Raw genomic sequence first — 25,297 nt, forward strand, 5'->3', positions numbered from 1 at the left:
GCATGGCCACTGTCGGACTCGTGACCGCGGGTTCGAGCTCCTTCATCGCTTGGCAGGAATGGCAGCGCTGGTCGCAGGCCGACGAGGCACGTCAGCTCGTCGGGGTCCTGGGGGAGATCGCCCGCTTTAACGAGCGTCTTGCCCTCGAACGCGGCTCCTACAACCAGCTTCTGCTCTCTGACAGCGCCGAGCAGTCGCCGATCCGGGCCTCGGCGGAAGCGAACCGCAAGGCAACCGAGGCCGTCGCCGGCCGGATCACGGGCGCCGTCGCGGCCCTGCCCGCCGACAAGCGGGCCGTGCTCGATCAAGCCCTGCAGCCGACGATCCGCCAACTCGAGGGCGCGCGTGCGGCGGCGGATAGCGAGATCGCCAAGCCGCTCAAGGAGCGCGACGAGCAGGCCGCCAAGTCGTTCCAGAAAGCGATCATCGCGGTCGTCGCACAGAACGCGAAGACGCTCGGCATGATCGAGATCGACATCACCCGGGAGAATCCCGAGGTCGCCCGCTCGGTGCCGGTCGTCAGCCTCGCGATGGAGCTGCGCGACATCGGCGGCAGCCGCTCGATCTGGTTCAGTCAGTATGCGGGCGCCAAGCAGCGCTTCTCTCCGGCCCTGACCGTGCAGATCCACGAGATGAACGGCCGGATCGAGCAGGCTTGGCAGCGGCTGCAGCGCAGCGTGATGCAGGTCGAGACCCAAGGCCCACTGGTCGATGCCCTCACGATGGTCGAGCGCAACTTCATCGCCGATCCGGGACAGGTGGTGGCGGGGATGTTCGCGGCCGGCCGGGATGGGACCGAGCCGCCGATGACCCTCACGGAATGGCGGCCCCACACCACCAAAATGCTCCAGTCGATCCTCAGCGTCAGGGACGCCGCCCTGCAATCGGCCCTCGCCACCGCCGACGAGACGATCGCCTCGGCGCTGCAGCGCCTCGCCGTGGCGGGTGCGACCCTGCTCCTCGTCATCCTGTTCACCTTCGGCATCGTGGTCTTCTTCACCCGCCGCGTCGTGCAGCCGCTGGCCTCGCTGGCGCGGACCATCACACAGCTCGTGGAGGGCACACGGGACGTCGAGGTGCCCGGAACGGACCGCCGCGACGAGATCGGCGAAATCGCCCGCGCGGTGGATGTCCTGAAGGCGCACGGCGCCGAGGCGGAGCGGCTGAGAGGGGAGCGCGAGGGCCTGCGGCAATCCGCCGAGGTGGAGCGGCGCCAGAGCCTGGAGCGGACCGCGGACCAGTTCGGCAGTTCGGTCGGGGGCATCGTCGGCCAGGTCGCGACGGCGGCGGGCTCGTTCGAGGCCCAGGCCACGAATCTGGCCGGCACGGCCCGGGAAGCCGACCTGCGTTCGGCGGAGGCCGCACGGCTCTCCCGCTCGGCCTCGCAGAACATCGAGGCCGTGGCCGCGGCCGCGGAGGAGCTGTCCGCTTCGATCGATCAGATCCGCCAGCAGGCGCGGGGGTCGTCCGCGGCAGCCTCCGAGGCGGCTCAGGAAGCCGCCTCGACGGAAACCAAGGTCGCCGATCTCGGCGCCGCCGCCGCGCGGATCAGCGAAGTGCTCGGCCTCATCCGCGGCGTGGCGGAGCAGACGAACCTGCTGGCGCTCAACGCCACCATCGAGGCCGCCCGTGCCGGCGCCGCTGGCAAGGGTTTCGCCGTCGTCGCCGCCGAGGTGAAGGCCCTGGCGGGTCAGTCGGCCCGGGCCACCGACGAGATCGCGGCGCATATCGGCTCGGTCCGCGTGGCCACGGAGCAGACGGTGCAGGCCATCGGCAACATCACGCAGGCGATCCAGCGCGCCACCGGCATGGCGGACGCGATCGCCTACGCCATCGACGAGCAATCGACCGCGACCCAGGAGATCGCCCACAACATCTCGGCCGCCTCGCACGGCATGCGCCTGGCCACCGGCGAGATCGAATCCGTCATCGGCGCCTCCAGCGCCACGGGGCGTGCGGCGGATCGGGTGCTGCAGGACGCCATCGCGTTGAACGGGCAGTCCACCGAGCTCCGGAGTTCCGTCCAGCACTTCGTCGGTTCGATCCGGGCCTGACGGGGGACTGGGAGCCCCGGCCGCTCCCCCCAGGGCCCTCCCTCGAAGCCGCATGAGCGGCTTCGCGGCGCGAAGAGCGCCGCGCGGAGCGGGCTTTTCGGGGCGTGAGCCCCGGACAGCATCGAGCGGAGCGGAAGCCCAAGGAACCGAGACTGTCCGCGGAGGCGGGCGCCGGCGACTGAGGCCAGCAAGAAACCAGGGCCATCGCCTTCGAGCAATGGTCCTGCGCTACCCCCGCGCAATGATCTCGCGGATGCGCAAGCCCAGGGTCTCGACCACGAACGGCTTGGTCAGCACCGCCATGCCGGGCTCCAAATGGCCGTTGCCCACCGCCGCGTTCTCGGCATAGCCGGTGATGAACAGCACCTTGAGACCGGGGCGCGAGAGACGGCCCGCATCGGCCATCTGGCGGCCGTTCATGCCGCCGGGGAGCCCGACATCGGAGATGAGCAGGTCGATGCGCACGTCCGATTGCAGCACCTTGAGGCCGCTGGCGCTGTCGGCGGCCTCGATCGCGGTATAGCCGAGGTCCTCCAGCACCTCCGTCACCAGCATCCGCACGGTCGGTTCGTCATCGACCACGAGCACCGTCTCACCCTGCTCGGCGCGTGGCGCATCGACCAGGGGGCCGAGCGAATCGAGATCCTCCGCCTCGCCGTGAAAGCGGGGCAGGTAGATGCAGACCGTCGTGCCCTGGCCGAGTTCGGAATAGATCCGCACCTGCCCGCCCGTCTGCTTGGCGAAGCCGTAGATCATCGACAGGCCGAGGCCCGTGCCCTGGCCGGTCGGCTTGGTCGTGAAGAACGGGTCGAACGCCTTGGCCCGCACGTCCGGGCTCATGCCGGTGCCGGTATCGGTCACGCACAGCGAGAGGTACTGGCCCGGCGGAACGTCGTGCTGGTGCGCGGCATGAACATCGAGCCACTTGTTGGCGGTCTCGATGGTGATGCGCCCGCCCTCGGGCATCGCGTCGCGGGCGTTGATGCAGAGGTTGAGCAGCGCATTCTCGAGCTGCGGCGGATCGACGAGGGAGGGCCAGAGCCCGGCCGCCCCCACCACCTCGATGGTGATGGTGGGACCGACCGTGCGCCGGATCAGATCCTCCATGCCCATCACCAGCCGGTTCACGTCGGTGGGCCTCGGGTCCAGCGTCTGGCGGCGGGAGAAGGCGAGCAGGCGGTGCGTCAGCGCGGCAGCGCGCTTGGCCGCGCCTTGGGCGGCGCCCATGTAGCGGTCGACATCCTTGAGCCGGCCCTGGCTGATGCGGGTCTGCATCAGCTCCAGGCTGCCCGAGATGCCGGCGAGCAGGTTGTTGAAGTCGTGGGCCAGCCCGCCGGTGAGCTGGCCCACCGCCTCCATCTTCTGCGACTGGCGCAGGGCCTCCTCGGCCTCGGCCAGGGCGCGGGCCTGCCCCTTGATCGCGGTGACGTCGCGCACCGAGGCGTAGATGAGCCCCTGGCGCGGCACGGTGTTCCAGGAGAACCAGCGGTAATCCCCGTCGCGGGTCCGGTAGCGGTTCTCGAAGCCGAGCTGCATCTCGCCGCGGGCGAGGCTTGCGGCGGCGGCGCGCGTCAATTCCCGGTCCTCGGGGTGGACGAAGTCGAGGAAGGGGACCGCTTTCAACTCGGCCTCGCTCCAGCCCAGCGTGGCGCTCCAGGCCGGGTTGAGGCTGACGAAGCGGCCCTCGAAATCGGCCACGGCCAGAAGGTCGCTCGACGCCTGCCAGATCTGGTCGCGCTCGGCGGTGCGGGCGGCGACCTGCTCCTCCAGGGTCTCGTTGAGCCGGTGCAGGGCATCCTGGACCGCACGCAGATCGGTGATGTCGGTGTTGGTGCCGAACCAGCGCACGACGGTGCCGGTCTCGTCGCGGATCGGCACGATGCGGGTCAGGAAGGGGCGGAACGTGCCGTCCCGGCCGCGCAGCGGGAAGGTCATGTCGAAGCGCTCGCCGGTGGCGATGGAGTGCTGCCAGCGCTCGGTCACCCCCGGCAGCGCGGCGGGATCGTGCACCGCCTTCCAGCCCCAGCCCTGCATGCTCTCGGCATCGGTGCCGGTGTAATCGTACCAGCGCCGGTTGTACCAGTAGATGTGGCCGTCGGCCCGGGCCATCCAGCACAGGGCCGGAATGTTGTCGGCCAGCGTCTCGAACTCCACCGCCTTCTCGCGCAGGAGCGCGGTGGCCCGGTCGCGCTCGGCCGCGACGGCGCGACGCTCCTCCACGTCGATGAGCACGCCGGGAAAGCTGAGCGGCGTGGCGTCGGGCGCGTGATCGACCCGGCCGTTGGCCTCGATCCAGTAATAGCGACCGTCCGCCCGCCGCACCCGGTACTGGTGGGCGTAGGCGCCGCCGCGGGCGATGGCCTCGCCGATCGCTTTCGCCAGCCCGGCCTTGTCGTCGGGATGGACCGTCTCGACCACCTGAGCGAGGCTCAGGCCCTCGCGGCCGAGCGCCGGATCGAGGCCGAAGGCGCGGGCGAACCCCTCGTCCACGGTGAAGCGGTCGCTGGGCAGATCCCAGAACCACGTGCCGACGATCGCGCCGGCCGAGAGCGCGAGCTGGACCCGCTCGGCGTTGACGCGGGCGAGCGCCTCGCTCTCCCGCAGCCGCCGCTCGACCTCGATCCGCTCGGTCACGTCGAGTTCGGCCACCACGCCGCCGACGATGGCGCCCGCGCGATCGCGGATCGGTGCGGCGTTGTTCAGGAACAGGCGCCGCCCGCCGCCGTCGAAGCGCTCGATCTCGACGAGTTCGCCGCGCACGGTCTCGCCGTGCAGCAGGGCGCGGGCCATGCCCCATTCCTCGGCACGCAGGCGCTCGCCCGTCTCCGGCCAGTAGCCGACCCAGTCGCCGTAGCTTTCCCAATTCACGGTCTGCGGCGGCATGCCCCAGATCTCGCGGTTGGCGGCGTTGTCGTGGACGATCCGCCCTTCCGCGTCGGCGATGATCACGCCGACCGGCAGCCCCTGGAGGGTCGCCGCCAGGAAGGATTCGCTGCGGCGCAGGGCCGCCTCGCTCTCCCGCTGGAGCGCCTCCATGCGGATGCGCTTCGTCGTCTCGTTGGTGAAGACGAACAGGCCGGCGATGCGGCCCTCCCCGTCGAGCACCCGCGAGTAGGAGAAGCTCCACCACGTCTGCGCCTCGCCCCGATCGGTGGCGAGCGTCCAGGGCAGATCCTCGAAGCGGCGGCTCTTACCGGCGAAGGCGTCGTCGATGATCGGCTTGGCCTGATCCCAGGCATCGGCCCAGACCCGGTCGAAGCGCTCGCCCATGGCCCAGGGGAGACGGGGTCCCAGCAGCGGGAAGTAGGTGTCGTTGAAGAAGAAGTGCAGCTCCGGCCCCCAGGCCAGGATCATGCTCTCGGGCGAGTTCAGCACGAGGCTGAGCGCGGTGCGCAGCGATTCCGGCCAGGTTTGCGGCGGCCCGAGGGGATGATCCGACCAGTCGCGCTCGGCGATCATGCGGGCGGCCTCGCCGCCGCCGGCCAGGAACGGGAGTGAGTCGGTCATCGGGCCGGGATTGCACAGGTCGCGCCCGGCCACCAGAGTCCGGGCCGCGTCCCAATTCGAACGTGATCGGGCCCGGCCGGCCGGTTCCGAATGCCCGGCGACGGATGCGGTTCATCCCGACAGCTTGGACCACCAGCCTTGGGAAGGCTGTCTTCTCAGGCTTTCGCCATGGGACGTCGAGCAGCCGGGCGGTGCCATCGTCCGAGAACAAGCCCGTTGCCGAGGAGCACGAACAGGAGGCCCAAGCCGACCAACGGCGTGACCCGGTAACTCTCGGCAAAGACCGAGATCGTCAGGGCGACGACCGGAAAGAGCACGGTCATAGAGGCCGCCCGCTCCGGTCCGAGGCGGTGAACGACGGTGAGGTAGGTGGTGAAGCCGATCACTGAGCCGGGGATGGCGAGATAGAGGAGAGATCCGACATAGGTGGGTGAGGTTTCGAAGGCGAACGGGATGCCCTGCGCGAGAGCGACGAGCGATACGATCCCGGCCCCGTACAGCATCGCCCAGGCGTTCACCGACGCGACCTTCAGGCCATGGCGCTGGTTGCGGGCCGAGACGAGGTTGCCGGCGGAAAAGAACCAGGTGCCGAGCAGCGCCAAACCTAAGCCGTAGGCCGTGTCGGCGCCGAATTGCGTGCGCGTCACCGTTTCCCAGAACAAGCAGGCGATCCCCGCAACGCCGAACATCGCCCCGCCCAGAACCCGGCCCTCCGGCTTGCGGCGATGGATCAGGAAGGCGTTCGCCATGTTGAAGATCGTGGCGGCCGAGAACACCACCGAGACGATGCCGCTCGGGACGTAGATCGTTGCGTTGTAGAAACACAGGAAGTTGCACGAGAAGAGGCAGACGGCCTGAAGCGCGACGAAGGGCTGATGGCGAAGGGCAATGGGTTGGACGCGCCGCATCGCGATCAAAGCCAGGAACAGCACCGATCCGGCCAGCGCGAAGCGGTACGCGATCGAGACCTCGACGGGCACGGCCCCGAGCTGGCTCTTGATGGCGATCCAGGTCGTGCCCCAGATCAGGACGGTCAGCGCGTAGAAGAAGGCGGTCACGGGCGGTCCCTCGAGGCCGGTTGAGGCCAGCGAGAGCACAGCCGATGCCGCCCCACGATGCTTTCTCGGATCGGCAACGGCCTTGCACAATCTTGGGCTTTTCCCGCCGGCGCGTTGCACCGATGCGAGGCGCAGTCCAAGGAACGAGGCGTCCTCTCTCGGCGGTGAGCATGGAACGCCCGTCCCCCAGCGTTGCCCGCACCCTTTCTCGGACCGGCGCGCAGCTGATGCGGTCGGGAACGATCGGGCGCGGACTCTCGCTCGCCGAGTGGAGCAACCGCGACAACCAAGCCCGTTACGATCGGCCCGATCACCACACGCTCAGCATCTATCTCGAAGGGGGCGAGCGCGTCGTGCGCGAAGACCGGCAGTTGTCGGGCGGGGGGCCGGACAAGCTCTGCCTCTTGCCCGCCGGACACGAGAGCCGCTGGCACATCGGCGGATCGCTCCGGATGTTCCACCTCTATGTCGAGCCTGACGTGCTCGCCTATCGGGCGTTGACGGCCTTCGACGTCGATCCGCGCCGGATCAACGTTCAAGACCTGACCTTCTCCGACGATCCCGCGATGGCGATGATCGTTCGCGGTGGCGTGATGCCCCTCGACTGGACGGAGGGAGGCGATGGCCCGGCGCTGGACGCCGCCTGCCACCTCCTCGTTCACCGCCTCCTACGGCAATACGCCAAGACCGCGGGGCAGGCGCCCGTCCGCGGTGGCCTGTCGCCCACAACGCGGCAACGGATTGCAGCGTTGATCGAAGCGCATCTCGACGAGCCGCTGACGCTCGATCGATTGGCCACGGAGGCTCGCCTCAGCACGTTCCACTTCGCCAAGATGTTTCGGGTCAGCTTCGGCATGCCCCCGCATCGCTATCTCGGGGCACGGCGCATCGAGCGGGCAAAACAGCTCTTGAGAGGGGAACCGGCCGGACTGGCCGAAGTGGCGCTGGCCTGCGGCTATGCCTCGCAGAGCCACTTCACGCGCGTCTTCAAGACCGCGACCCAGATGACGCCCGGCGAATGGAAAAAGCGATCGTGACCGCCGATTCCTAAAACGGCCGTGACGACAGCCGCCCTGCCGGTCGTCACTTCCGCTACGCCGCGCGGCCGCGCCGTCCCTCGACCAGCCACATCGCCAGCACGGCGGCGGCAAGCGCCACCAGCGCCCACAGGCCGATGCCGAGGGGATAGACCTCGACGCCGCGTATCGTGGCGCTGTCGCTCGGACGGAAACCGATCCAGTCGGCGCCGCCCAGTCGGCCGCCGCGGGTGATCTGGAGGCGGGGCACCTCGATGCCGCCGCCGGCCGCCGCGACCCGGCGCACCGTACCGCCGGAGCCGTCCGCCACGCCCTTCAGCCGGTCGGTATCGCTGAACACGTCGGCGAGTTCGCGCGGGTTGGCCGGGCCGACACTGACGAAGGCGACGAGGTTGCCCGAGCGGATGGTGTGGAGCCCGAGCCCCTCCGCCTCGAAGGTCGCGGTGAACAGGCCGGTCTCGGCCTTCGACAGGTCGAGACTGCGCTCCTTGCCGGTCGGACCGGTGATCGTGACGGGGCCTGCCTCCTCGGCCATGGTCTGGCGCTCGACGCGGACCTCGCGGCCCCGGCCCGTGGTCTGGGCACGCAGGGCCTCCTCTTCGAGCGCGGGCTCCTTCATCAGCCAGTGGGCGAGACGCCGCAGCAGGTCGAGATAGGGGCCGCCCTGCTGGTAGCCGCGGGCCCAGAGCCAAGCCTGATCGGACAGCATCAGAGCGACGCGGCCCTTGTCTTCGCGGGAAAGGGCCAGGAGCGGCAGGCCGTTGGCGCCCGACAGGATCGGCTGCACGCCCGGCCGGGTCTGGGCCGAGACGATGCGCAGCCAGTCGCCCCAGGCCGGCGGATTCGCCTCCGAGCCCGGCAGCGCCCGGGTGACGGGGTGGCGGTGGCCGGTCTCGGTGAGCGTCGCCTTGAACGGCTGCTCGACCACCTTCATCGAGGGATCGCCCGGCAGGATCGAGGCGAGCCGGGTGCGGGCAAGGCTGGCGGGACCGGCGAATTCCGGCCCGGCGGCGATGAGGAGCGCACCGCCCTCGCGGACGTAGCGGGCGATGTTGTCGAAATAGGCGGACGGCAGCACGCTCTGATTGGCGTAGCGGTCGAAGATGATGAGGTCGAAATCCTTGATCTTCTGGACGAACAGCTCGCGGGTCGGGAAGGCGATCAGCGAGAGCTCGGAGATCGGGGTGCCGTCCTGCTTCTCCGGCGGCCTGAGAATGGTGAAGTGGACGAGATCGACGGAGGCGTCCGACTTCAGCAGGTTGCGCCAGGTGCGCTCGCCCTGATGCGGCTCGCCGGAGACGAGCAGCACCCGCAGTTTTTCGCGAATTCCTTCGATGGGCAGGACGGCGCGGTTGTTGACCGTGGTCAGCTCGCCCGGCAGCGGCTCGACCTCGATCTCGACCACGTTGGGGCCGCCATGCTCGATATGTGTGGTGAGCGAGAACGGCACGCCGGTGGCGATGCTCTGCCGGTCGATCTCCTCGCCGTCGCGGCGCACGGTGACGGTCGCCGTGCCGGTGCCGCCGCGCTCCATCACCTCGCCGCGCAAGGTGACGTCCCGGCCGACGATGCCGAAGCGGGGCGCCTCCAGCATCTTGATTTGACGGTCGCGCTCGTCCGGCCTGCCGGTGACGAGAACGTGCAGCGGTGCTTTCAGCCCGAGCGCTTCGAGCGAGGCGGGGATGTCGTGCACCACGCCGTCGGTGAGCATCACCACGCCGGCGATCCGCTCCGGCGGCACGTCGGCGAGCGACTGGGTCAGCGCCGTGAACAGCTTGGTGCCGTCGTCGCCCTCCCCGCCCTGGGCGTCGCCGACCTCGATGAAGCGGGGCTCGATGTTCGCCAGCGCGCCGAAGCGGCGTTCCAGCTCGGCTTTCACCGCATCGGTCATGGCCGGGCGATCGCCCAAGCTTTGCGAACCGGAGCGATCGACGACGATGGCCGCCACGTCCTTCACCGGGTCGCGGTCCTCGCGCACGAGCGAGGGATTGGCGAGCGCCGCGATGACGAGGCCGAGCGCCACCGCCCGCAACAGGGCCGTGCGCCCACGCGCGAGGACCGCGACGACGGCAAGGATCACGGCGAGCACGCCGAATCCGGCGAGCACCGACCAGGGGACGAGGGGCGTGAAGCTGAGGCTCAGCATCGGGCGGGGCCTTCAGTGGAAACTACGAGAATCCCTCCCCCCTCTGCGGGGGAGGGTGCCTGCGGAGCAGGCGGGAGAGGGGCCGGCTCAGGCCCTTCCGGAAGCGGCGCTCCCCTCACCCGACCCCTTCGGGGGCCACCCTCTCCCGCAGAGGGGAGAGGGCGATGTCGGAACGTCGCGCGGAAAAAATCACTGTCCCAACCGCTCCAGCAACGCCGGCACGTGGACCTGATCGGCCTTGTAGTTCCCGGTCAGGGTGTAGATCACGATGTTGATGCCGCCGCGGAACGCCATCTCGCGCTGGCGCTGGTCGCCGCCGGTGACGGGGTAGAGCGGCTCGCCGTTGCGGCCGACCGCCCAGGCGGCGGCGAGATCGTTGCCGGTGATGATAAGCGGGGTGACGCCGTCGCCGGCCCGAGCCGGACGGCGCTCGCCGCCCTCGCCCGCGGGCGGAATCGTCTCGACCCAGGTCTGGCCGGTACCGAAGCGGCCAGGGAAGGAATCCACCAGGTAGAACGCCTTGGTGAGCACGTGGTCGGCCGGCACCGGCTCCAGCTCCGGCACTTCGAGGGTCGCGAGCATCTTGCGCAGGTAGGCCGCTTCCGGGCTCGGCGGGCCGCCGGGGCGGGCGGTCTGGGCATCGCGGGTGTCGAAGATCACCGTGCCGCCGTTGCGCATGAAGGCGTCGATCTTGCGGATCGCCGCCTCGCTCGGCTGCGGACGGCCGGCGACGATCGGCCAGTAGATCAGCGGGTAGAAGGCGAGTTCGTCCTTCTCCGGATTCAGCCCCGCCGGCTCGCCGGGCTCCAGGGCAGTGCGGGCGGCGAGCATCTGGCTCAGGCCCGACAGGCCCGCCCGGCTCGCCGTATCCGTCGCGGCGTCGCCGGTGACGACGAAGGCGAGGCGGGTGGCCAGCGCCGATTCGATGCCGTTCGGGCGGTTGGCCGGTGATTCCTGCGCCCGTGCCGGAGGCGGGGCGAAGACCAGCGCAAGGCCGAGCAGCGCCGGCAGAAGCAGGGCGGCCGGCGCCGCCTTCCCGTGTGAAACTCGACCGAACTTGCGAAAAAATCCGCCGAGCCAGAGGCCGGCCAGGGTGTCGAGCGCCAGCAGCGCCAGCGCGAGGGTGAACAGCAGCGCGCGCAGATCCAGCGTCTCGGCGCCCGCGAGCGAACCCGTGCGGGCGCCCTTGAGGCCGGTGAGGTCGAGGGGTTGGAGCCGGTCGCCGGGCGCCAGCGCGTTGACGGCGATGCCGCCCTCCGCCGTGCCGTAGAAGCCGGGCGGGTGTTCGGGGCCGGCGCGGTCGGCGAAATCGGCCGGCACGGCCGTGGCGCTCGCCGGCGGCGAGCCGAGCGCACCGAAGCCGTCGAGGGTCAGGCGCGGCGCCAGCAGCGCGGCCTTCGCCGGCCGGCCGTCGCCCTCGCCGAGCTTGGCCGAGGGGCCGGCGAGCCCGACCACCCGGCGCAGCATGTCCACGAACAGGCCCGACAGCGGCAGGTTCGACCACGTCGTGTCGGCGGTCACATGAAACAGCACCACGAGCCCCTGCCCCCGCTTCTGCGCTGTGACGATGGGCGTGCCGTCCTCGAGTGCCGCCCAGGTCTTGCCCGGCAGGTCGCCGTCGGGCTCGGCGAGGATCTGGCGGCGCACGCCGATATCAGCCGGCGGGTTCAGGCCGGCGAAGGGGCTCTCGGGGCAAAGGCCGCGAGCGTGCGCGGCCGGTCCCAGGAGAGGGTGCCACCGAGCGAGCGCCCGCCCCGGCGCAGGCGCACCGGCACGAGCGGGTCGTTGCCGGCGGCAAGCCGGGGACCGGCGAAGCGCAACAACAGCCCGCCCTCGTCCACGAATTGTTCGACCCGCGCGAGGGTGCGCTCGTCCAGCGCGCCGACATCGGCGAGCGCCAGCACCGAGACCTGATTGTCGAGCATCTGGCCGATGGACTCGGCCGTGCCCTGGCCGCCGCGGGGCTGCTGCACGTCGGCGAAGGGGGTGAGCGCCTTGGCGAGGTAGTAGGTCGGCGCGAGCAGCGGCTGGGCCTGATCGAGGGTGCCGCCGAAGACGAGGCCGACCCGGCGGCGCTTGCCGCGCTCGTCCATCAGCACCACGGCGCCGGCCGAACGCTCGCCCTCGATCTCGAGGCGGGCGATGGCGTTGCGCAGCTCCACCGGCAGGTCGAAGCTGACACGGGTCTCACGCGCCTCCGGCTCCAGGGTGAAGCGGCTCTCGGCGAGCGGCAGGCCCTTCTGGTCGAGCGCCCGCACCAGCCCCGCGTCGCGGCCGTTGCCTTCGGCCCGCAACACCTGCGCCGAGAGCTTTTCGCCCGGCTGCACGGGGGAGCCTTCGAGCGCCAGCGCCGGGGATCGCTCGGCCTTCAGCACGGTCACCGCGCTGCCGTGGCGGGCCGCCATCTCGCCGAGGGACGTGGCGAAATCGGCCTCGCCGACGCCGCGCACGCCATCGCTGATCCAGACGATCGAGGCGCCGGGCACCCGCTCCAGGAAGGTGCCGATCGAGGCCAGGTGCGCCCCGCGGTCACCGAGATGCGGGCGCGGCTTGATCGCGCGCAGGCGCTCCAGCGCAGCGGCCGGGGCCTTCGCCTCGAACGGCGCGGCGGGCTCTGCGCTGGCGACCAGCGCCACCGGGCGACCGTCGCGGGCGGCGGCCTCGATCTCGTCGGTCGCCGCGCGCAGGCGGTCGCGCCAGTCGTGGGCGGCGACGACACCGTTGTCGAGGATGAGGAGCAGCGGGTTGCGCCCCGACGCAGCGCCGATGCCGCCGGGATTCCACACCGGCCCGGCCACGGCGAGGATGAGACAGGCGGCAGCGAGCATCCGCAGGATCAGGAGCCAGGGCGGCGTGCGGGCCGGCGTCTCGCGCTTCGGCAGCAGGTCGGCCATCAGCGCCAGCGGCGGGAAGTGGATGCGCTGCGGGCGCGGCGGCGTGACCCGCAGCAGGATCCACAGGGCCGGCAGCGCGACGAGGGCGGCCAGCGCGAGGGGAGCGGCGAAGGTGAGCGGAACTCCGAACAATGCGCTTCGCCTTTCAGCCGAGGCCGCGCGCGGCGGCGACGAGAGTCAGCAGCCGCAGGGCCGCCTCGCTCGCCGGCCGGTCGGTCCGGTGGATCGTCAGCGTCCAGCCCCGCTGCCGGGCGATCTCGGACAGGCCATCGCGATGGGCCGCGATGCGGGTGCGATAGGCCTCGCCCCAGGCCGAGGCCTCACCGATATCGAGGCTGAGGCCGCCCTCGGGATCGTGCAGCACCGCCTGGCCGGTGAAGGGGAAGGTCTCCTCCACCGGATCGGCCACCAGCACGAGATGGCCGTGGGTGCCGCGCGCCGAGATCGTCTGCACGGCACTCCGCACCCGATCCAGCGGCGTGAGGAAATCGCTGATCAGCACCACTTCGTCGAACCGGCCGGGCGTCGCTCCCGGCGGCAGATCCTGGGTCAGGCCGGCCCGGTCGTTGACGAGCGCCTGGGCAAGCCGCTCCACGATGCCGCGCGTCGCGCTGGAACGGGTGAGCCCGAGCAGGCCGACGCGCTCGCCGCCCTCCACGAAGGTGTCGGCCAGCGCCAAGCCCAGCACCAGCGCCCGCTCGATCTTGGAGGTCTGGGCGAGACTTGAGGCGAAGCCCATGGAGGCGGAGCGGTCGATCCAGATCCAGATGTTGTGAGCCGCCTCCCACTCGCGCTCACGCACATAGAGCCGGTCGTCGCGGGCGGAGCGGCGCCAGTCGACGCGCGCCGCCGCCTCACCGGGCACAAAGGGGCGGAACTGCCAGAAGCTCTCGCCCGGCCCCGCGCGGCGGCGTCCGTGCAGGCCGTGCGCCAGGGTGCCGGAGACGCGGCGCGATTCGAGCACGAGCCGCGGCATCACCTCGGCGAGCGCCAGGGCGCCCCCGGTCTCGGGGCCGCCGGGGCGGCGGCTCTCGGCCTCGACGAGCCGGGTGGAGGCCATCCGCGGCGGGCTCAGAGCTTCGCGGCGAGCTGGCCGATCAGGCCGGTCACCGTCTCGCCGTCAGCCCGCGCGGCGAAGGTCACCGCCATGCGGTGCTTGAGCACCGGCTCGGCCAGGGCCTTCACGTCGGCGACGGAGGGGGCGACGCGGCCCTCGATCAGCGCGCGGGCACGCACGGCCAGTGTCAGCGCCTGACTGGCGCGGGGGCCCGGCCCCCAGAGCAGCTTCTTGGCAACCGCCGGATCGCCGCCCTCGGGACGGGCCGAGCGCACGAGGTCGAGGATGGCATCGACCACGGCATCGCCCACCGGCAGGCGCCGCACGAGGCGTTGGGCCGTGAGCAATTGCTCGGTGGTCATCACGGTCTTGGCCCGCGCGTCCTCGACGCCGGTCGTCTCGATCAGGATGCGGCGCTCGGCGGCGCGGTCGGGATAGCCGACATCGATCTCCAGGAGGAAGCGGTCGAGCTGCGCCTCTGGCAGCGGGTAGGTGCCCTCCTGCTCGATCGGGTTCTGCGTCGCCAGCACATGGAAGGGGCGCGGCAGGTCGTGGCGCTCGCCCGCCACCGAGACGAAATGCTCCTGCATCGCCTGGAGCAGCGCCGATTGCGTGCGCGGGCTGGCGCGGTTGATCTCGTCGGCCATCAGGAGCTGGGTGAAGACCGGCCCCTTCACGAAGCGGAAGGAGCGGCGGCGCTCGGCATCCTCGTCGAGGATCTCGGTGCCGAGGATGTCGGAGGGCATCAGGTCCGGCGTGAACTGCACGCGGCGGGCATCCAGCCCGAGCACGGTGCCCAGCGTCTCGACCAGCTTGGTCTTGGCTAGACCCGGCAGGCCGACGAGCAAGCCGTGGCCGCCGGCCAGGATCGTGACCAGCGCCAGATCGACGATCTTTTCCTGCCCGAAGATGACCCCGTGGATCGCCTCCCGCGCCTGCTCGATCGCGGCGAGGCAGGTTTCGGCGGTGGCGACGATCCCGTCGTCGAGGCTCGTCGTGCTGGCCGATCCGGCGCCCTGTGCCATGAAGTGAACCTTGCGATGGCCGGGCGCGGAGGCCCGGAAAGTGCGGAGTCTGGCGCCGAACGCGGGCCGAACGCAAGCGCGGCGCTGCCGCGCGGCAGATCGGCACTATATGGGCGCTCCAGACGCGGCGGGCAGGACGCCCGCGACATCGTGCATCGCGGGCGGCACGCACCCGCCCCGAGGAAGGCGAGACCGGATGACGGACGAGGAGCGCACGGCCTTCCCCGAGGGGTGGGAGGCTTTCACCGATCCGGGCTTCATCGCCCATGTCGGGCCGGTCTATCACCGGACGGTCGAGGGCACGAAAGCGTTCGCCTTCCGCACCGACGAGCGGCACGGCAACCTCGTCGGCATCGTCCATGGCGGCATGCTGCTCACCTTCGCCGACCGGGCGCTCAGCATCGTCGTGCGCGACGCCTGCGACGGGGCCCGCGCCGTGACGATCGAGATGTCGAGCCAGTTCGTCGGCGCGGCCCAGATCGGCGACCTGATCGAGACGGTGCCGGAGATCGTGCGGAAGACCGCGTCCCTCGTCTTCGTGCGCGGCACGCTCACCAGCGGCGGCCGGCCTCTGGCGGCGGTGACGGGAATCTGGAAGGTTTTGCGGGACAAGCCCGGCGACAAGTCATGACCCAGAGCACCCCCGACGATCCGGCGCTCGCCCGCCTCAGCGCCGCCCTCGGCGAGATCGGCAAACGCGGCCTGCCGCCGGTGGAGCGCTGGAATCCGGAGCATTGCGGCACGATCGACATCCGCATCGCCGCCGACGGCACGTGGTTCCACGACGGCTCGGCGATCCGGCGGCCGAAGCTGGTCAAGCTCTTCGCCTCGATCCTGCGCAAGGAGCCCGACGGCTCGACCGTGCTCGTCACACCGGCCGAGAAAGTCCGCATCACCGTCGAGGACGCGGCATTCGCGGCCGTGGAGATGGCGGTGGAGGGCGAGGGCGAAGGCCGCCGCATCGCTTTCCGCACCAATGTGGACGACCTCGTCTCGGCCGATGCCGAGCATCGCTTGCGCTTCGAGAACGGGGCGGAGGGCCTCAAGCCCTACCTCCATGTCCGCCGCGACCTCTGGGCCCTGGTCACCCGCCCCCTCACCTACGATCTCGTGGAGATGGGCGAGGAGTGCGAGATCGACGGACAGAGGTGGTTCGGGCTCTGGGCCGGAGGGCATTTCCACCGCATCGCCCCGGCCGAGGCGGCGTGAGGCTGTCCCAGGCGGCCGGGCCCGTGGCGGACGGGCTCGCGGAGGATTTCGGCCTCGACGCCTTCCTGGCGCGGGCGGAAACCCGCTTGAGCCACGTGCCGCCGGGGCCGGGCGTGCCGCTGTCGAACCCGCGCGGCGACCACGACCTCCAGCCGGAGGGGTTTTCCGTTGCGCCGGCCACGCCGCACCGGCCGGCGGCGGTGCTGGTGCCTGTGATCGACCGTCCCGAGGGGCCGACGCTGCTGTTCACGAAGCGGGCGGCGCATCTGCGCGACCATTCGGGGCAGGTCGCCTTTCCCGGCGGCAAGGTCGATCCCGAGGACACCACGCCGATCGACACGGCTTTGCGCGAGGCCTGGGAGGAGATCGGGCTTGAGAGCGACGCCGTGCGCCCGCTCGGCTATCTCGATCCCTATCTCTCGGGCACCGGCTTCCTCGTGATGCCGGTGGTCGGGCTCGTGGCGCGCGACGCCGTGCTGCGGCCGAACCCGGCGGAGGTGGCCGCCGTGTTCGAGGTGCCGCTCGCCTTCCTCATGGACCCGGCGCGGCATCTCGTCCGTTCGGCGGAATGGAAGGGCCGGACGCGCTATTTCTACGCCATCCCCTTCGCCGAGCACCTGATCTGGGGCGTCACGGCAGGGATCGTGCACAACCTCCAAGAACGCCTTTATCCCTGAACGTCTTGATCCCTGAACGCCTCGACGCTTGACGGGCGCCCCACGGCCCCTCGCAGATTGCGCCATCCATGCTCCGCCTCGTCCTTCAGGAAATCTTCCTGTTCTCCCTGCCCTTCCTGGCCTTCGCGGGCTGGCTGCTGTTCGCCCGGCGCTCGCCGCTCGACCATGCCGAGTGGAAGCCGCACTGGACGCGGCTGATCCTGGCCGGTCTGTTCATCGTCATCGCCTCCCTCGTCGCGGTCGGCCTGCTCGGGCAGCGCACCCACGACGGCTACGAGCTGCCGCGCTTCGAGAACGGCCGGCTGGTGCCGGGCCATTTCCGATGACCACCGACCCGCTGCCCTCATCCGTTGCCCCGCCGCTGGTCGCGGACGGCCCGGCCCGCCTCCTGGCGCGGGCGGGCGTGCAAGCCTGCCTCGCGGCGCTCGATGCGCCGGGCGAGGAAACGCGTCTCGTCGGTGGCTGCGTGCGCGACGCGCTGCTGGGCACCATCGTCGCCGACATCGACCTTGCCACCACGCTGCGGCCCGAGGCCGTGATGGCCTGCGCCCGCACCGCCGGGATCAAGGCGGTGGGCACGGGGATCGAGCACGGGACCGTCACCCTCGTCGTCGGCGGCGAGCCGCACGAGGTGACGACCCTGCGCGAGGACGTGGAGACCGACGGGCGACACGCGGTGGTGCGTTTCGGCCGCGACTTCGCTCGCGATGCCGAGCGGCGCGACTTCACCATCAACGCCCTCTCGCTCGACGCGGAGGGACGCCTGCACGACACGACCGGGGGTGTCGCCGACCTCGCCGCCGGCCGGGTGCGCTTCATCGGCGACGCGGCGACCCGCCTGCGCGAAGATGCCTTGCGGTTGCTGCGTTTCTTCCGCTTCCACGCCCGCTACGGGAGCGGCGCACCGGATGCGGAGGGACTCGCCGCCTCCATCGCCGCCCGCGACAGCCTCGACCGGCTCTCGCGGGAGCGGGTGCGCGCCGAGTTCCTGAAGCTGCTGCTGGCGCCCCGCGCCGTCGATGCGGTGGCGATCCTGAGCGAGACCGGCCTACTGCCGCGCATCCTCGGCGGTGTCGGCGAACTGGGCCGGCTCTCCCGCTGCGCGACGACCGAGCTGGGCGTCGACGCCACGGCGCGCTTCGCCGCGCTCGCGGTGCGGACGAGCGAGGACGCGGACCGGCTGCAGGCGAGCCTTCGTCTGTCGCGGGCCGAGCACGCGCGCCTCACCGGCTACGCCATCGCCCTCGCGGCCCTGCACGACCGGCCGGTGATCGAGGCCGACGCGGTGCCGGCTCTCGTCGCCACCTATGGCGCCGGGCCCCTGCGTGAGTTGCTGATCGCCCTCGACGGCGAGCCGCGCCCGCGCGTGACACCGGCGGCGCGTGCCATGCTCGACCGGATGGAAGCCGCCGGCACGCGCCCCGTCCTCCCGGTCACAGGCGCCGATCTCGTGGCGCGCGGCGTCGCACCGGGTCGGGCGGTCGGTGCAGGGTTGCGGGCGGCCCGGGACCTCTGGCTCGCCAGCGGATGCCCGGACGACGCGGAGGCACGCGAGCGGCTGATCGCGCGGGCGCTGGAAGCCGCGGCAGCGCCATAGCCGGCCCTCCCGGCAGCGTCAGCGCACGACCCGGGCGCAAAAACAAAAAAGGCGCCGGTTTCCCAGCGCCTTCCGAAATCCGAAGCTCTGACGAAAATCAGCGGCTCAGCGTGTTCTTGGCTTCCTGCATCTGAACGATCTGGGCGTTCAGCGCCTCGCGCTTGGCGAGATCCTGGGTCGCGTCGCGGACGAGTTCCACCGCCTCGATCTCCCGGTCGATCATGCCGGGGGTGACCTCCTCGATCGGGGCGGCGCGCTCGGCCAGAACCGTCACGCTCTTCGGTCCGATATCGGCAAAGCCGCCCTGGACGTAGATGCGCATACCGTTGCCGGTCGTCTCCGTGACGGTGATGACGCCGACCTTGAGGGTGGTCAGCACCGGGGCGTGGCCCGGCAGCACGGTCATCTCGCCCTCGGAGCCGGGAAGCTGCACGGCCTCGACTTCGCCGGAATACAGCGTCCGCTCGGGGCCGACGAAATCGAAGTGGAAGGTGGCCATCGTCAATCAGGTCCCGAGGTTGGATGTCAGCGCCGGCTGCGGTCGGCGACGAAGCCTGCTCCGAAGCCGATCACGGCGCCGATCAGGGCGAACAGCCCGACATGCTGGAGCTGGCCGGTGGTCAGCTCTCCGCCGCGTGCGCCCACCGCCGAGTCCTTGTCCTGGATCTCGACGCTGAGCGGGCCGAGCTTGAGCTCGGCGGCCTGCGGCCGGGTCAGGTAGCCGACGAGGCCCCCGACCACGACGCCGACGAGAAGGAGAACGACCTTGGCGTTCACGATCGTTCCCGCGCCCGTGCCTTAGAGCATTGTCCTGGATATCGGATCCAGGACAATGCTCTAACCTTTTGTTCTTGCATCATCTTGTTCCGAAAGCCGGTAACCACCTTTCGGGATGATGCCTTAGGCGGCCGCGAGCTTCTTGGCCTTTTCCTGGGCGTCCTCGATCGTGCCGACCATGTAGAACGCCGCCTCGGGCAGGTCGTCGTACTTGCCTTCGACGAGGCCCTTGAAGCCCTTGATGGTGTCTTCCAGCGGCACCTGGATGCCCGGCGAGCCGGTGAAGATCTCGGCCACCGAGAAGGGCTGCGAGAAGAAGCGCTCGATCTTGCGGGCGCGGGCCACCGTCAGCTTGTCCTCTTCCGACAGCTCGTCCATCCCGAGGATGGCGATGATGTCCTGAAGCGACTTGTAGCGCTGCAGCGTCTGCTGGACCTTACGGGCGACTTCGTAATGCTCTTCGCCGAGGATGGCGGGCGACAGCATGCGCGAGGTCGAGTCGAGCGGATCGACGGCCGGGTAGATGCCCTTCTCGGCGATCGAGCGCGACAGCGTCGTGGTCGCGTCCAAGTGGGCGAAGGAGGCGGCGGGCGCCGGGTCGGTCAGGTCGTCGGCCGGGACGTAGATCGCCTGCACCGAGGTGATCGAGCCCTTGGTCGTCGTGGTGATGCGCTCCTGCAGGGCGCCCATGTCGGTGGAGAGCGTCGGCTGATAGCCCACCGCCGAGGGGATGCGGCCGAGCAGCGCCGAGACCTCGGAGCCGGCCTGGGTGAAGCGGAAGATGTTGTCCACGAAGAACAGCACGTCCTGGCCCTGGTCGCGGAAGTCCTCGGCGATGGTCAGGCCGGTGAGCGCGACGCGCGAGCGGGCGCCGGGGGACTCGTTCATCTGGCCGTAGACCAGCGCGCACTTGGAGCCCTCGGCCGAGCCGCCGTTCTCCTTGGGGTTCTTGTTGACGTTGGACTCGATCATCTCGTGGTAGAGATCGTTCCCCTCGCGGGTGCGCTCGCCCACGCCGGCGAAGACCGAGTAGCCCGAGTGAACCTTGGCGATGTTGTTGATCAGCTCCATGATCAGCACGGTCTTGCCGACGCCGGCGCCGCCGAACAGGCCGATCTTGCCGCCCTTGGCGTAGGGGGCGAGCAGGTCGACGACCTTGATGCCGGTCACCAGGATCTGCGACTCGGTCGACTGATCGGTGTAGGGCGGGGCGGGCTGGTGGATGGCGCGCAGGGTGTCCGACTGGATCGGGCCGGCCTCGTCGATCGGCTCGCCGATGACGTTCATGATGCGGCCGAGCGTGTTGTGGCCGACCGGCACCTTGATCGGCGCGCCGGTGTCGCGGACTTCCTGGCCGCGGACGAGGCCCTCGGAGGTGTCCATCGCGATGCAGCGGACGGTGTTCTCACCGAGCTGCTGGGCGACTTCGAGAACGAGGCGGCTGCCCTGGTTCCGGGTCTCGAGCGCGTTCAGGATTTCCGGCAGGTGGTCGTCGAACTGCACGTCCACGACGGGGCCGATGACCTGGGTGATCTTGCCCTTGGCGCCGGTCGTCTGCAGGGGGGAAGCGGTGTTCGCCATTGCGATGATTCCTTTATGCGGCGGTCAGAGCGCTTCCGCGCCCGAAATGATCTCGATGAGTTCCTTGGTGATCATGGCCTGACGCGTCCGGTTGTAGATCAGCGTCTGCTTCTTGATCATCTCGCCCGCGTTGCGGGTCGCCGAATCCATGGCGCTCATGCGTGCGCCCTGCTCGGAGGCGGCGTTCTCGAGCAGCGCCCGGAAGATCTGGACGGTGAGGTTCTTCGGGAGCAGCGTCTCGAGGATCGTCTCCTCGTTCGGCTCGAATTCCATCGCGGCATCGGAGCCGGCGCCCGTGGCGGAAGCGCCCTCGGCCGTCGGCAGCTCGGCCGGGATGAGCTTCTGCGCCGTCGGGATCTGCGAGATCACCGAACGGAACTCTGAGTAGAACAGCGTCGCGACGTCGAACTCGCCGGCCTCGAAGCGGGCGAGGATGTCGTCGGCGATCTCGGCGGCGAAGGGGTAATCGACCGGCTTGTTGCCGCGGATGTCACGCGAGGCGATGATCTGGTCGCGGAACTGCCGGCGCAGGACGTCGAGGCCCTTCTTGCCGATCGTCATGATCTTGACGGTCTTGCCGTCGGCCATCAGCCGGTTGGCATGGTCGCGGGCGAGACGCGCAATCGAGGAGTTGAACGCGCCGGCCAAGCCGCGGTCGCCGGTGCAGACGACGAGCAGGTGCACCCGGTCCTGACCCGTGCCGGAGAGCAGGCGCGGAGCGCCGACGCCGCCGATCAGGTTGCCGGCGAGATTGCCGAGCACCTGGGCCATTCTCTCGGCGTAGGGACGCCCGTTCTCGGCGGCATTCTGGGCGCGCCGCAGCTTTGCGGCGGCGACCATCTGCATCGCCTTGGTGATCTTCTGCGTCGCCTTCACCGAGGTGATGCGGTTCCGCAGATCCTTCAAGCTGGGCATCGGTGGGCGTCCGGGTCCGTTCGGAAGGGCCTCTCCTCACCCTGCGGGGAGGAGCCGGAGGTCGGGGTGGCTCAAGCGGCGCCGGAAGCTTCGTCCGGCACCGCCCGACCCCTGTCCCCTCCCGCGGGCGGGAAGGGACGTGCGTTCGTCAGGCGAACGGCGTGTTCTCAGGCGAACGCTTGTTCTTAAGCGAACGACTTGGCGGTGGCCTCGACCACGCCCTTGAGCGTGTTGGCGTTGGCGTCCGACAGGTCCTTGGAGTCACGCACCGCGTTCAGCCAATCCTGGTGCTTCGAGCGCAGGGTGCCGAGGAGCTGCTCCTCGAAGGCGCGAACCTTGCCCACCGGAAGCTTGTCGAGGTAGCCGTTGACGCCGGCGTAGATCACCGCGACCTGCTCTTCCATCTTCAGCGGCGAGAATTGCGGCTGCTTCAGGAGCTCGGTGAGGCGCGCGCCGCGGTTGAGCAGACGCTGGGTCGAGACGTCGAGATCCGAGCCGAACTGCGCGAAGGCCGCCATCTCGCGGTACTGCGCCAGCTCACCCTTGATCTTGCCGGCGACCTTTTTCATCGCCTTGGTCTGGGCCGAGGAGCCCACCCGCGAGACCGAGAGGCCGACGTTCACCGCCGGGCGGACGCCCTGGTAGAACAGGTCGGTCTCGAGGAAGATCTGGCCGTCGGTGATCGAGATCACGTTGGTCGGGATGTAGGCCGAGACGTCGTTGGCCTGGGTCTCGATCACCGGAAGCGCGGTGAGCGATCCGTTGCCGGCCGCGTCGCCCATCTTGGCGGCGCGCTCGAGCAGGCGCGAGTGGAGGTAGAACACGTCGCCCGGGTAAGCCTCGCGGCCCGGCGGGCGGCGCAGCAGCAGCGACATCTGGCGGTAGGCGACGGCCTGCTTGGAGAGGTCGTCATACACGATCACGGCGTGCATGCCGTTGTCGCGGAAATACTCGCCCATGGCGCAGCCGGCGAACGGCGCGATGAACTGCATCGGCGCGGCGTCCGAGGCGGTGGCGGCGATGACGATGGAGTATTCCAGGGCGCCCTGGTCCTCCAGCACCTTCACGAACTGGGCCACCGTCGAGCGCTTCTGGCCGATGGCGACGTAGACGCAGTAGAGCTTGGCGTTCTCGTCCGCACCGGCATGGGCCGACTTCTGGTTGAGAATGGTGTCGAGCGCGATGGCGGTCTTGCCGGTCTGGCGGTCGCCGATGATCAGCTCGCGCTGGCCGCGGCCGACCGGGATCAGGGCGTCGATCGCCTTGAGGCCGGTGGACATCGGCTCGTGCACCGACTTGCGCGGGATGATGCCCGGCGCCTTCACGTCGACGCGGCGACGCTCGGTCGACTGGATCGGGCCCTTGCCGTCGATCGGGTTGCCGAGGCCGTCGACCACGCGGCCGAGCAGGCCTTTGCCGACCGGCACGTCCACGATGGAGCCGGTCCGCTTGACGGTCTGGCCTTCCTTGATCTCACGGTCGGAGCCGAAGATCACGACGCCGACATTGTCCTGCTCGAGGTTGAGGGCCATGCCGCGCACGCCCGACTCGAACTCGACCATCTCACCGGCCTGGACGTTGTCGAGGCCGTAGACGCGGGCGATGCCGTCGCCGACCGCGAGCACCTGCCCGACTTCCGTGACCTCGGCCTCCTGGCCAAAATTCTTGATCTGCTCTTTCAGGATCGCGGAGATCTCGGCGGCGCGGATGTCCATCGTCGGGCCTCTTTAAAGGTCTGGGGCTGTCTGTTCGGCTGTCGGGAGGTTCGCGAGGGTCTGATCGAGACCGCTCAGCGGGCTTCCCGCATGGCGAGGCGAATGCTGTTGAGCTTGGTCCGGAGCGAGGCGTCGACCATGCGCGAGCCCATCTTGACGACGATGCCGCCGATCAGGCTCGGGTCGATATGGAGATCGAGATCGATCTCACTCTTGGCGACGTCGCGCAGCGAGGCCTTGATGTCCTCGATCACCGCGTCCGAGGGCTTCTCGGCGACGCGGACCTCGGCGCGGATGATGCCCTTGGACTCACGCACCTTCTCGCGATAGGCGCGGATCATGCCCGGCAGGGCGAAGAGGCGGCGGTTGGCGGCCGTGAGCTTGATGAAGTTGGCGGCCAGGCCCGAGATTCCCGCCCGATCGAGCAGGGCGCCCACGGCAGCCGTCTGCTCCGCGGCCGAGTAGGCCGGGCTCCGCACGAGGCGGCGCAGGTCGTCGCTCTCGCGATAGAGTGCGTCGAACGCGTCGAGGTTCTTCGCGACGTCATCGACCTGACCCTGATCGTGAGCCAGTTCGTACAGGGCCAACGCGTAGCGGCCCGCCACACCGGCCAACAGGGGACCCTCGGAACCGTTCTGCGCCACCCGTCGCTCTCTCTTGTCCTTGCCCGCCGGCCCCTCATGCTCGAACTCGCCTTGCGGCGACGGCGTGAGACCCGTGGGGATTGGAATTGCACCGGGCTCGGAAGGCCTTGATCGGTCTCCCCGCGGCGCGGCTGTCGCCTAGCATGCGTTCCGAGGGGGCGCAAGGCAACGTTAGGGCGATGATGGAGCGCTTTCGCGGCATGGCGAACCGCCGCGCGGGATCACGACGGACCCTGCGCGGCGTTCGTCGAGCCCCGTCCGAGCCCCGTCAGATCCAGCCCTGCAATTCCCGACGCACCACGTTCTCGATCACCCGCATGCCGAGGTCGGAGTCGTTGAGGCAGGGAATGAAGGCGTATTTCTCGCCGCCGTTCTCCTCGAAATAGTGGCGGTTCTCGCCGTCGAGTTCCTCCAACGTCTCCAGGCAGTCGGCGGTGAAGCCCGGGGCCACGATCGCCATGCGCTTGACGCCGGACTTGGCCAGCGCCTGCACGGTCTCGTCGGTATAGGGCTTGAGCCATTCCTCGTTGCCGAAGCGCGACTGGAAGGTCACCCGCATCCGCTCCGGCGTGTAGCCCATCGCCTCGCGGATCAGCCGGCCGGTCTTGAGGCACTGGCAATGGTAGGGGTCGCCCTTGAGCAGGTAGCTCTTGGGCACGCCGTGGAACGAGGTGAGGATCACCTCCGGCTCGAAATCGAGCTTGGCCAGCCCCTCGCGGATCGATTGGGCCATGGCTTCGATGTAAACGGGATCGTCGTGGTAGGGTGGGGAGACCCGCACGGTCGGCTGCCAGCGCATCTGCATCAGGGCCTTGAAGGCCTGATCGCAGGCGGTGGCCGAGGTCGCCGCCGCGTATTGCGGGTAGAGCGGCACCAGCAGGATGCGGTCGCAGCCCTGGTCCAGCAGCGCCTGGATGCGCAAGGACACCTCCGGCTTGCCGTAGCGCATCGCCCAATCGACCACGACGGAATCACCCATCGCCGCCTGGAGCTTCTCGCACTGGCCGCGGGTGATCGTCTTGAGCGGACCCTCGTCGCGCTCGTTGTTCCAGATGCTGGCGTAGTCGCGGCCCTTCGGCCCCGGCCGCTTGGTCAGGATGATGAGATTGAGCAGCGGCCACCAGATCAGCCGCGGCACCTCGATCACCCGGCGGTCGGAGAGGAACTCCTTGAGATAGCGGCGCATCGGCCAGTAGCTCGTGCCCTCGGGGGTGCCGAGATTCATCAGCAGCACGCCGACGCGGCCGGTCCGCACCGCCGGGTGGTCGGGCGGCAGGGTGGTGGGCGCGACCGGCACGGGATCGCGCAGGAGGGTGTGAGGTTCGACGCGTTCGTTCATCGGGTTTCCGGTCACGGGCTCCCCGCCTCCCTCAATGCGGCAAGCGATCCGGTTGTGCGGACCGG

Annotated in this window: 19 protein-coding genes and 1 pseudogene; 7 read left to right on the plus strand and 13 right to left on the minus strand. The window is 70.0% G+C overall.

Translation table 11 applies throughout. The annotated features are described in order from the left end of the window. The first annotated feature begins 2 nt into the window (after positions 1-2). A complete protein-coding gene (locus tag MSPGM_RS07115; RefSeq protein ID WP_261926236.1) occupies positions 3-2,054 on the plus strand; it encodes a methyl-accepting chemotaxis protein in 2,052 nt (683 codons plus the stop codon). 228 nt (positions 2,055-2,282) lie between these two features. Here the strand turns inward: MSPGM_RS07115 and MSPGM_RS07120 are convergent, their stop codons facing one another. Both MSPGM_RS07120 and MSPGM_RS07125 read right to left on the minus strand, forming a co-directional pair. Then, a complete protein-coding gene (locus MSPGM_RS07120; RefSeq protein ID WP_261926237.1) occupies positions 2,283-5,561 on the minus strand; it encodes a PAS domain S-box protein in 3,279 nt (1,092 codons plus the stop codon). Between the two features lie 155 nt (positions 5,562-5,716). Then, on the minus strand, positions 5,717-6,619 hold the full coding sequence (locus tag MSPGM_RS07125; RefSeq protein ID WP_012752465.1) for a DMT family transporter: 903 nt from the start codon (positions 6,617-6,619) through the stop codon (positions 5,717-5,719). A gap of 227 nt (positions 6,620-6,846) precedes the next feature. Here MSPGM_RS07125 and MSPGM_RS07130 point away from each other — a divergent pair, with 227 nt between their 5' ends. Then, positions 6,847-7,656, plus strand: coding sequence for a helix-turn-helix domain-containing protein (locus MSPGM_RS07130; RefSeq protein WP_012752466.1), 810 nt, complete (start codon positions 6,847-6,849; stop codon positions 7,654-7,656). A 55-nt stretch (positions 7,657-7,711) separates the two neighbouring features. Here the strand turns inward: MSPGM_RS07130 and MSPGM_RS07135 are convergent, their stop codons facing one another. The 4 genes and pseudogenes from MSPGM_RS07135 to MSPGM_RS07150 all read right to left on the minus strand — a co-directional run bounded on the left by MSPGM_RS07135 (position 7,712) and on the right by MSPGM_RS07150 (position 14,778). Beyond that, on the minus strand, positions 7,712-9,802 hold the full coding sequence (locus MSPGM_RS07135; RefSeq protein ID WP_003601918.1) for a hypothetical protein: 2,091 nt from the start codon (positions 9,800-9,802) through the stop codon (positions 7,712-7,714). Between the two features lie 189 nt (positions 9,803-9,991). Further along, positions 9,992-12,828: pseudogene (locus MSPGM_RS07140) on the minus strand (DUF4159 domain-containing protein). A 13-nt stretch (positions 12,829-12,841) separates the two neighbouring features. Continuing rightward, entirely contained in the window at positions 12,842-13,756 is a 915-nt protein-coding gene (locus tag MSPGM_RS07145; RefSeq protein WP_012752468.1) for a DUF58 domain-containing protein, read from the minus strand. An 11-nt stretch (positions 13,757-13,767) separates the two neighbouring features. After that, on the minus strand, positions 13,768-14,778 hold the full coding sequence (locus MSPGM_RS07150; protein WP_003606722.1) for an AAA family ATPase: 1,011 nt from the start codon (positions 14,776-14,778) through the stop codon (positions 13,768-13,770). A 196-nt stretch (positions 14,779-14,974) separates the two neighbouring features. On the opposite strand from MSPGM_RS07150, the gene MSPGM_RS07155 reads away from it, so the two are divergent. The 5 genes from MSPGM_RS07155 to MSPGM_RS07175 all read left to right on the plus strand — a co-directional run bounded on the left by MSPGM_RS07155 (position 14,975) and on the right by MSPGM_RS07175 (position 18,261). After that, positions 14,975-15,409: a PaaI family thioesterase gene (locus MSPGM_RS07155; RefSeq protein ID WP_003606720.1), complete on the plus strand. Its 435-nt coding sequence runs from the start codon at positions 14,975-14,977 to the stop codon at positions 15,407-15,409. After that, the gene (locus MSPGM_RS07160) at positions 15,406-15,987 is read left to right on the plus strand and encodes a DUF1285 domain-containing protein (protein ID WP_003606719.1); all 582 of its coding nucleotides are present in this window, start codon (positions 15,406-15,408) and stop codon (positions 15,985-15,987) included. Before MSPGM_RS07155 ends, MSPGM_RS07160 begins: the two co-directional genes overlap by 4 nt. Continuing rightward, complete coding sequence (locus tag MSPGM_RS07165) at positions 15,984-16,664, plus strand: CoA pyrophosphatase (RefSeq protein ID WP_003606718.1); 681 nt, start codon at positions 15,984-15,986, stop codon at positions 16,662-16,664. Before MSPGM_RS07160 ends, MSPGM_RS07165 begins: the two co-directional genes overlap by 4 nt. A gap of 68 nt (positions 16,665-16,732) precedes the next feature. After that, on the plus strand, positions 16,733-16,990 hold the full coding sequence (locus MSPGM_RS07170) for a DUF6111 family protein (protein WP_003606717.1): 258 nt from the start codon (positions 16,733-16,735) through the stop codon (positions 16,988-16,990). Next, on the plus strand, positions 16,987-18,261 hold the full coding sequence (locus tag MSPGM_RS07175; protein ID WP_012752469.1) for a CCA tRNA nucleotidyltransferase: 1,275 nt from the start codon (positions 16,987-16,989) through the stop codon (positions 18,259-18,261). Before MSPGM_RS07170 ends, MSPGM_RS07175 begins: the two co-directional genes overlap by 4 nt. A gap of 97 nt (positions 18,262-18,358) precedes the next feature. On the opposite strand, the gene MSPGM_RS07180 is transcribed toward MSPGM_RS07175, so the two are convergent. The 7 genes from MSPGM_RS07180 to hemH all read right to left on the minus strand — a co-directional run bounded on the left by MSPGM_RS07180 (position 18,359) and on the right by hemH (position 25,232). Then, a complete protein-coding gene (locus MSPGM_RS07180) occupies positions 18,359-18,760 on the minus strand; it encodes a F0F1 ATP synthase subunit epsilon (protein WP_003597663.1) in 402 nt (133 codons plus the stop codon). A gap of 26 nt (positions 18,761-18,786) precedes the next feature. Continuing rightward, positions 18,787-19,038, minus strand: coding sequence for a hypothetical protein (locus tag MSPGM_RS07185; RefSeq protein WP_003597664.1), 252 nt, complete (start codon positions 19,036-19,038; stop codon positions 18,787-18,789). 123 nt (positions 19,039-19,161) lie between these two features. Then, entirely contained in the window at positions 19,162-20,619 is a 1,458-nt protein-coding gene (gene atpD, locus MSPGM_RS07190; RefSeq protein WP_003597665.1) for a F0F1 ATP synthase subunit beta, read from the minus strand. A 24-nt stretch (positions 20,620-20,643) separates the two neighbouring features. Next, the gene (locus MSPGM_RS07195; protein ID WP_003597666.1) at positions 20,644-21,534 is read right to left on the minus strand and encodes a F0F1 ATP synthase subunit gamma; all 891 of its coding nucleotides are present in this window, start codon (positions 21,532-21,534) and stop codon (positions 20,644-20,646) included. A gap of 185 nt (positions 21,535-21,719) precedes the next feature. Further along, on the minus strand, positions 21,720-23,249 hold the full coding sequence (gene atpA, locus MSPGM_RS07200) for a F0F1 ATP synthase subunit alpha (protein WP_003597667.1): 1,530 nt from the start codon (positions 23,247-23,249) through the stop codon (positions 21,720-21,722). Positions 23,250-23,323: 74 nt separating this feature from the next. Next, positions 23,324-23,893, minus strand: a complete 570-nt coding sequence (locus tag MSPGM_RS07205; protein WP_003597668.1) for a F0F1 ATP synthase subunit delta — start codon at positions 23,891-23,893, stop codon at positions 23,324-23,326. A gap of 268 nt (positions 23,894-24,161) precedes the next feature. After that, positions 24,162-25,232 (minus strand): ferrochelatase, encoded by a 1,071-nt coding sequence (hemH, locus tag MSPGM_RS07210; RefSeq protein WP_003597669.1) that lies wholly within the window; start codon positions 25,230-25,232, stop codon positions 24,162-24,164. Positions 25,233-25,297 lie beyond the last annotated feature (65 nt).

It is taken from the genome of Methylorubrum sp. GM97 (assembly GCF_024347855.1).
In the GTDB taxonomy this organism is placed as follows: Bacteria; Pseudomonadota; Alphaproteobacteria; order Rhizobiales; family Beijerinckiaceae; genus Methylobacterium; species Methylobacterium extorquens.

Excerpts from the sequence above, each read along its gene's own strand:
- MSPGM_RS07115 (WP_261926236.1), top strand. The coding sequence starts at position 3 with ATGGCCACTGTCGGACTCGTGACCGCGGGTTCGAGCTCCTTCATCGCT.
- MSPGM_RS07120 (WP_261926237.1), bottom strand. The coding sequence starts at position 5,561 with ATGACCGACTCACTCCCGTTCCTGGCCGGCGGCGGCGAGGCCGCCCGC.
- MSPGM_RS07130 (WP_012752466.1), top strand. The coding sequence starts at position 6,847 with ATGCGGTCGGGAACGATCGGGCGCGGACTCTCGCTCGCCGAGTGGAGC.
- MSPGM_RS07135 (WP_003601918.1), bottom strand. The coding sequence starts at position 9,802 with ATGCTGAGCCTCAGCTTCACGCCCCTCGTCCCCTGGTCGGTGCTCGCC.
- MSPGM_RS07145 (WP_012752468.1), bottom strand. The coding sequence starts at position 13,756 with ATGGCCTCCACCCGGCTCGTCGAGGCCGAGAGCCGCCGCCCCGGCGGC.
- MSPGM_RS07150 (WP_003606722.1), bottom strand. The coding sequence starts at position 14,778 with ATGGCACAGGGCGCCGGATCGGCCAGCACGACGAGCCTCGACGACGGG.
- MSPGM_RS07155 (WP_003606720.1), top strand. The coding sequence starts at position 14,975 with ATGACGGACGAGGAGCGCACGGCCTTCCCCGAGGGGTGGGAGGCTTTC.
- MSPGM_RS07160 (WP_003606719.1), top strand. The coding sequence starts at position 15,406 with ATGACCCAGAGCACCCCCGACGATCCGGCGCTCGCCCGCCTCAGCGCC.
- MSPGM_RS07170 (WP_003606717.1), top strand. The coding sequence starts at position 16,733 with ATGCTCCGCCTCGTCCTTCAGGAAATCTTCCTGTTCTCCCTGCCCTTC.
- MSPGM_RS07175 (WP_012752469.1), top strand. The coding sequence starts at position 16,987 with ATGACCACCGACCCGCTGCCCTCATCCGTTGCCCCGCCGCTGGTCGCG.
- MSPGM_RS07180 (WP_003597663.1), bottom strand. The coding sequence starts at position 18,760 with ATGGCCACCTTCCACTTCGATTTCGTCGGCCCCGAGCGGACGCTGTAT.
- atpD (WP_003597665.1), bottom strand. The coding sequence starts at position 20,619 with ATGGCGAACACCGCTTCCCCCCTGCAGACGACCGGCGCCAAGGGCAAG.
- MSPGM_RS07195 (WP_003597666.1), bottom strand. The coding sequence starts at position 21,534 with ATGCCCAGCTTGAAGGATCTGCGGAACCGCATCACCTCGGTGAAGGCG.
- atpA (WP_003597667.1), bottom strand. The coding sequence starts at position 23,249 with ATGGACATCCGCGCCGCCGAGATCTCCGCGATCCTGAAAGAGCAGATC.
- hemH (WP_003597669.1), bottom strand. The coding sequence starts at position 25,232 with ATGAACGAACGCGTCGAACCTCACACCCTCCTGCGCGATCCCGTGCCG.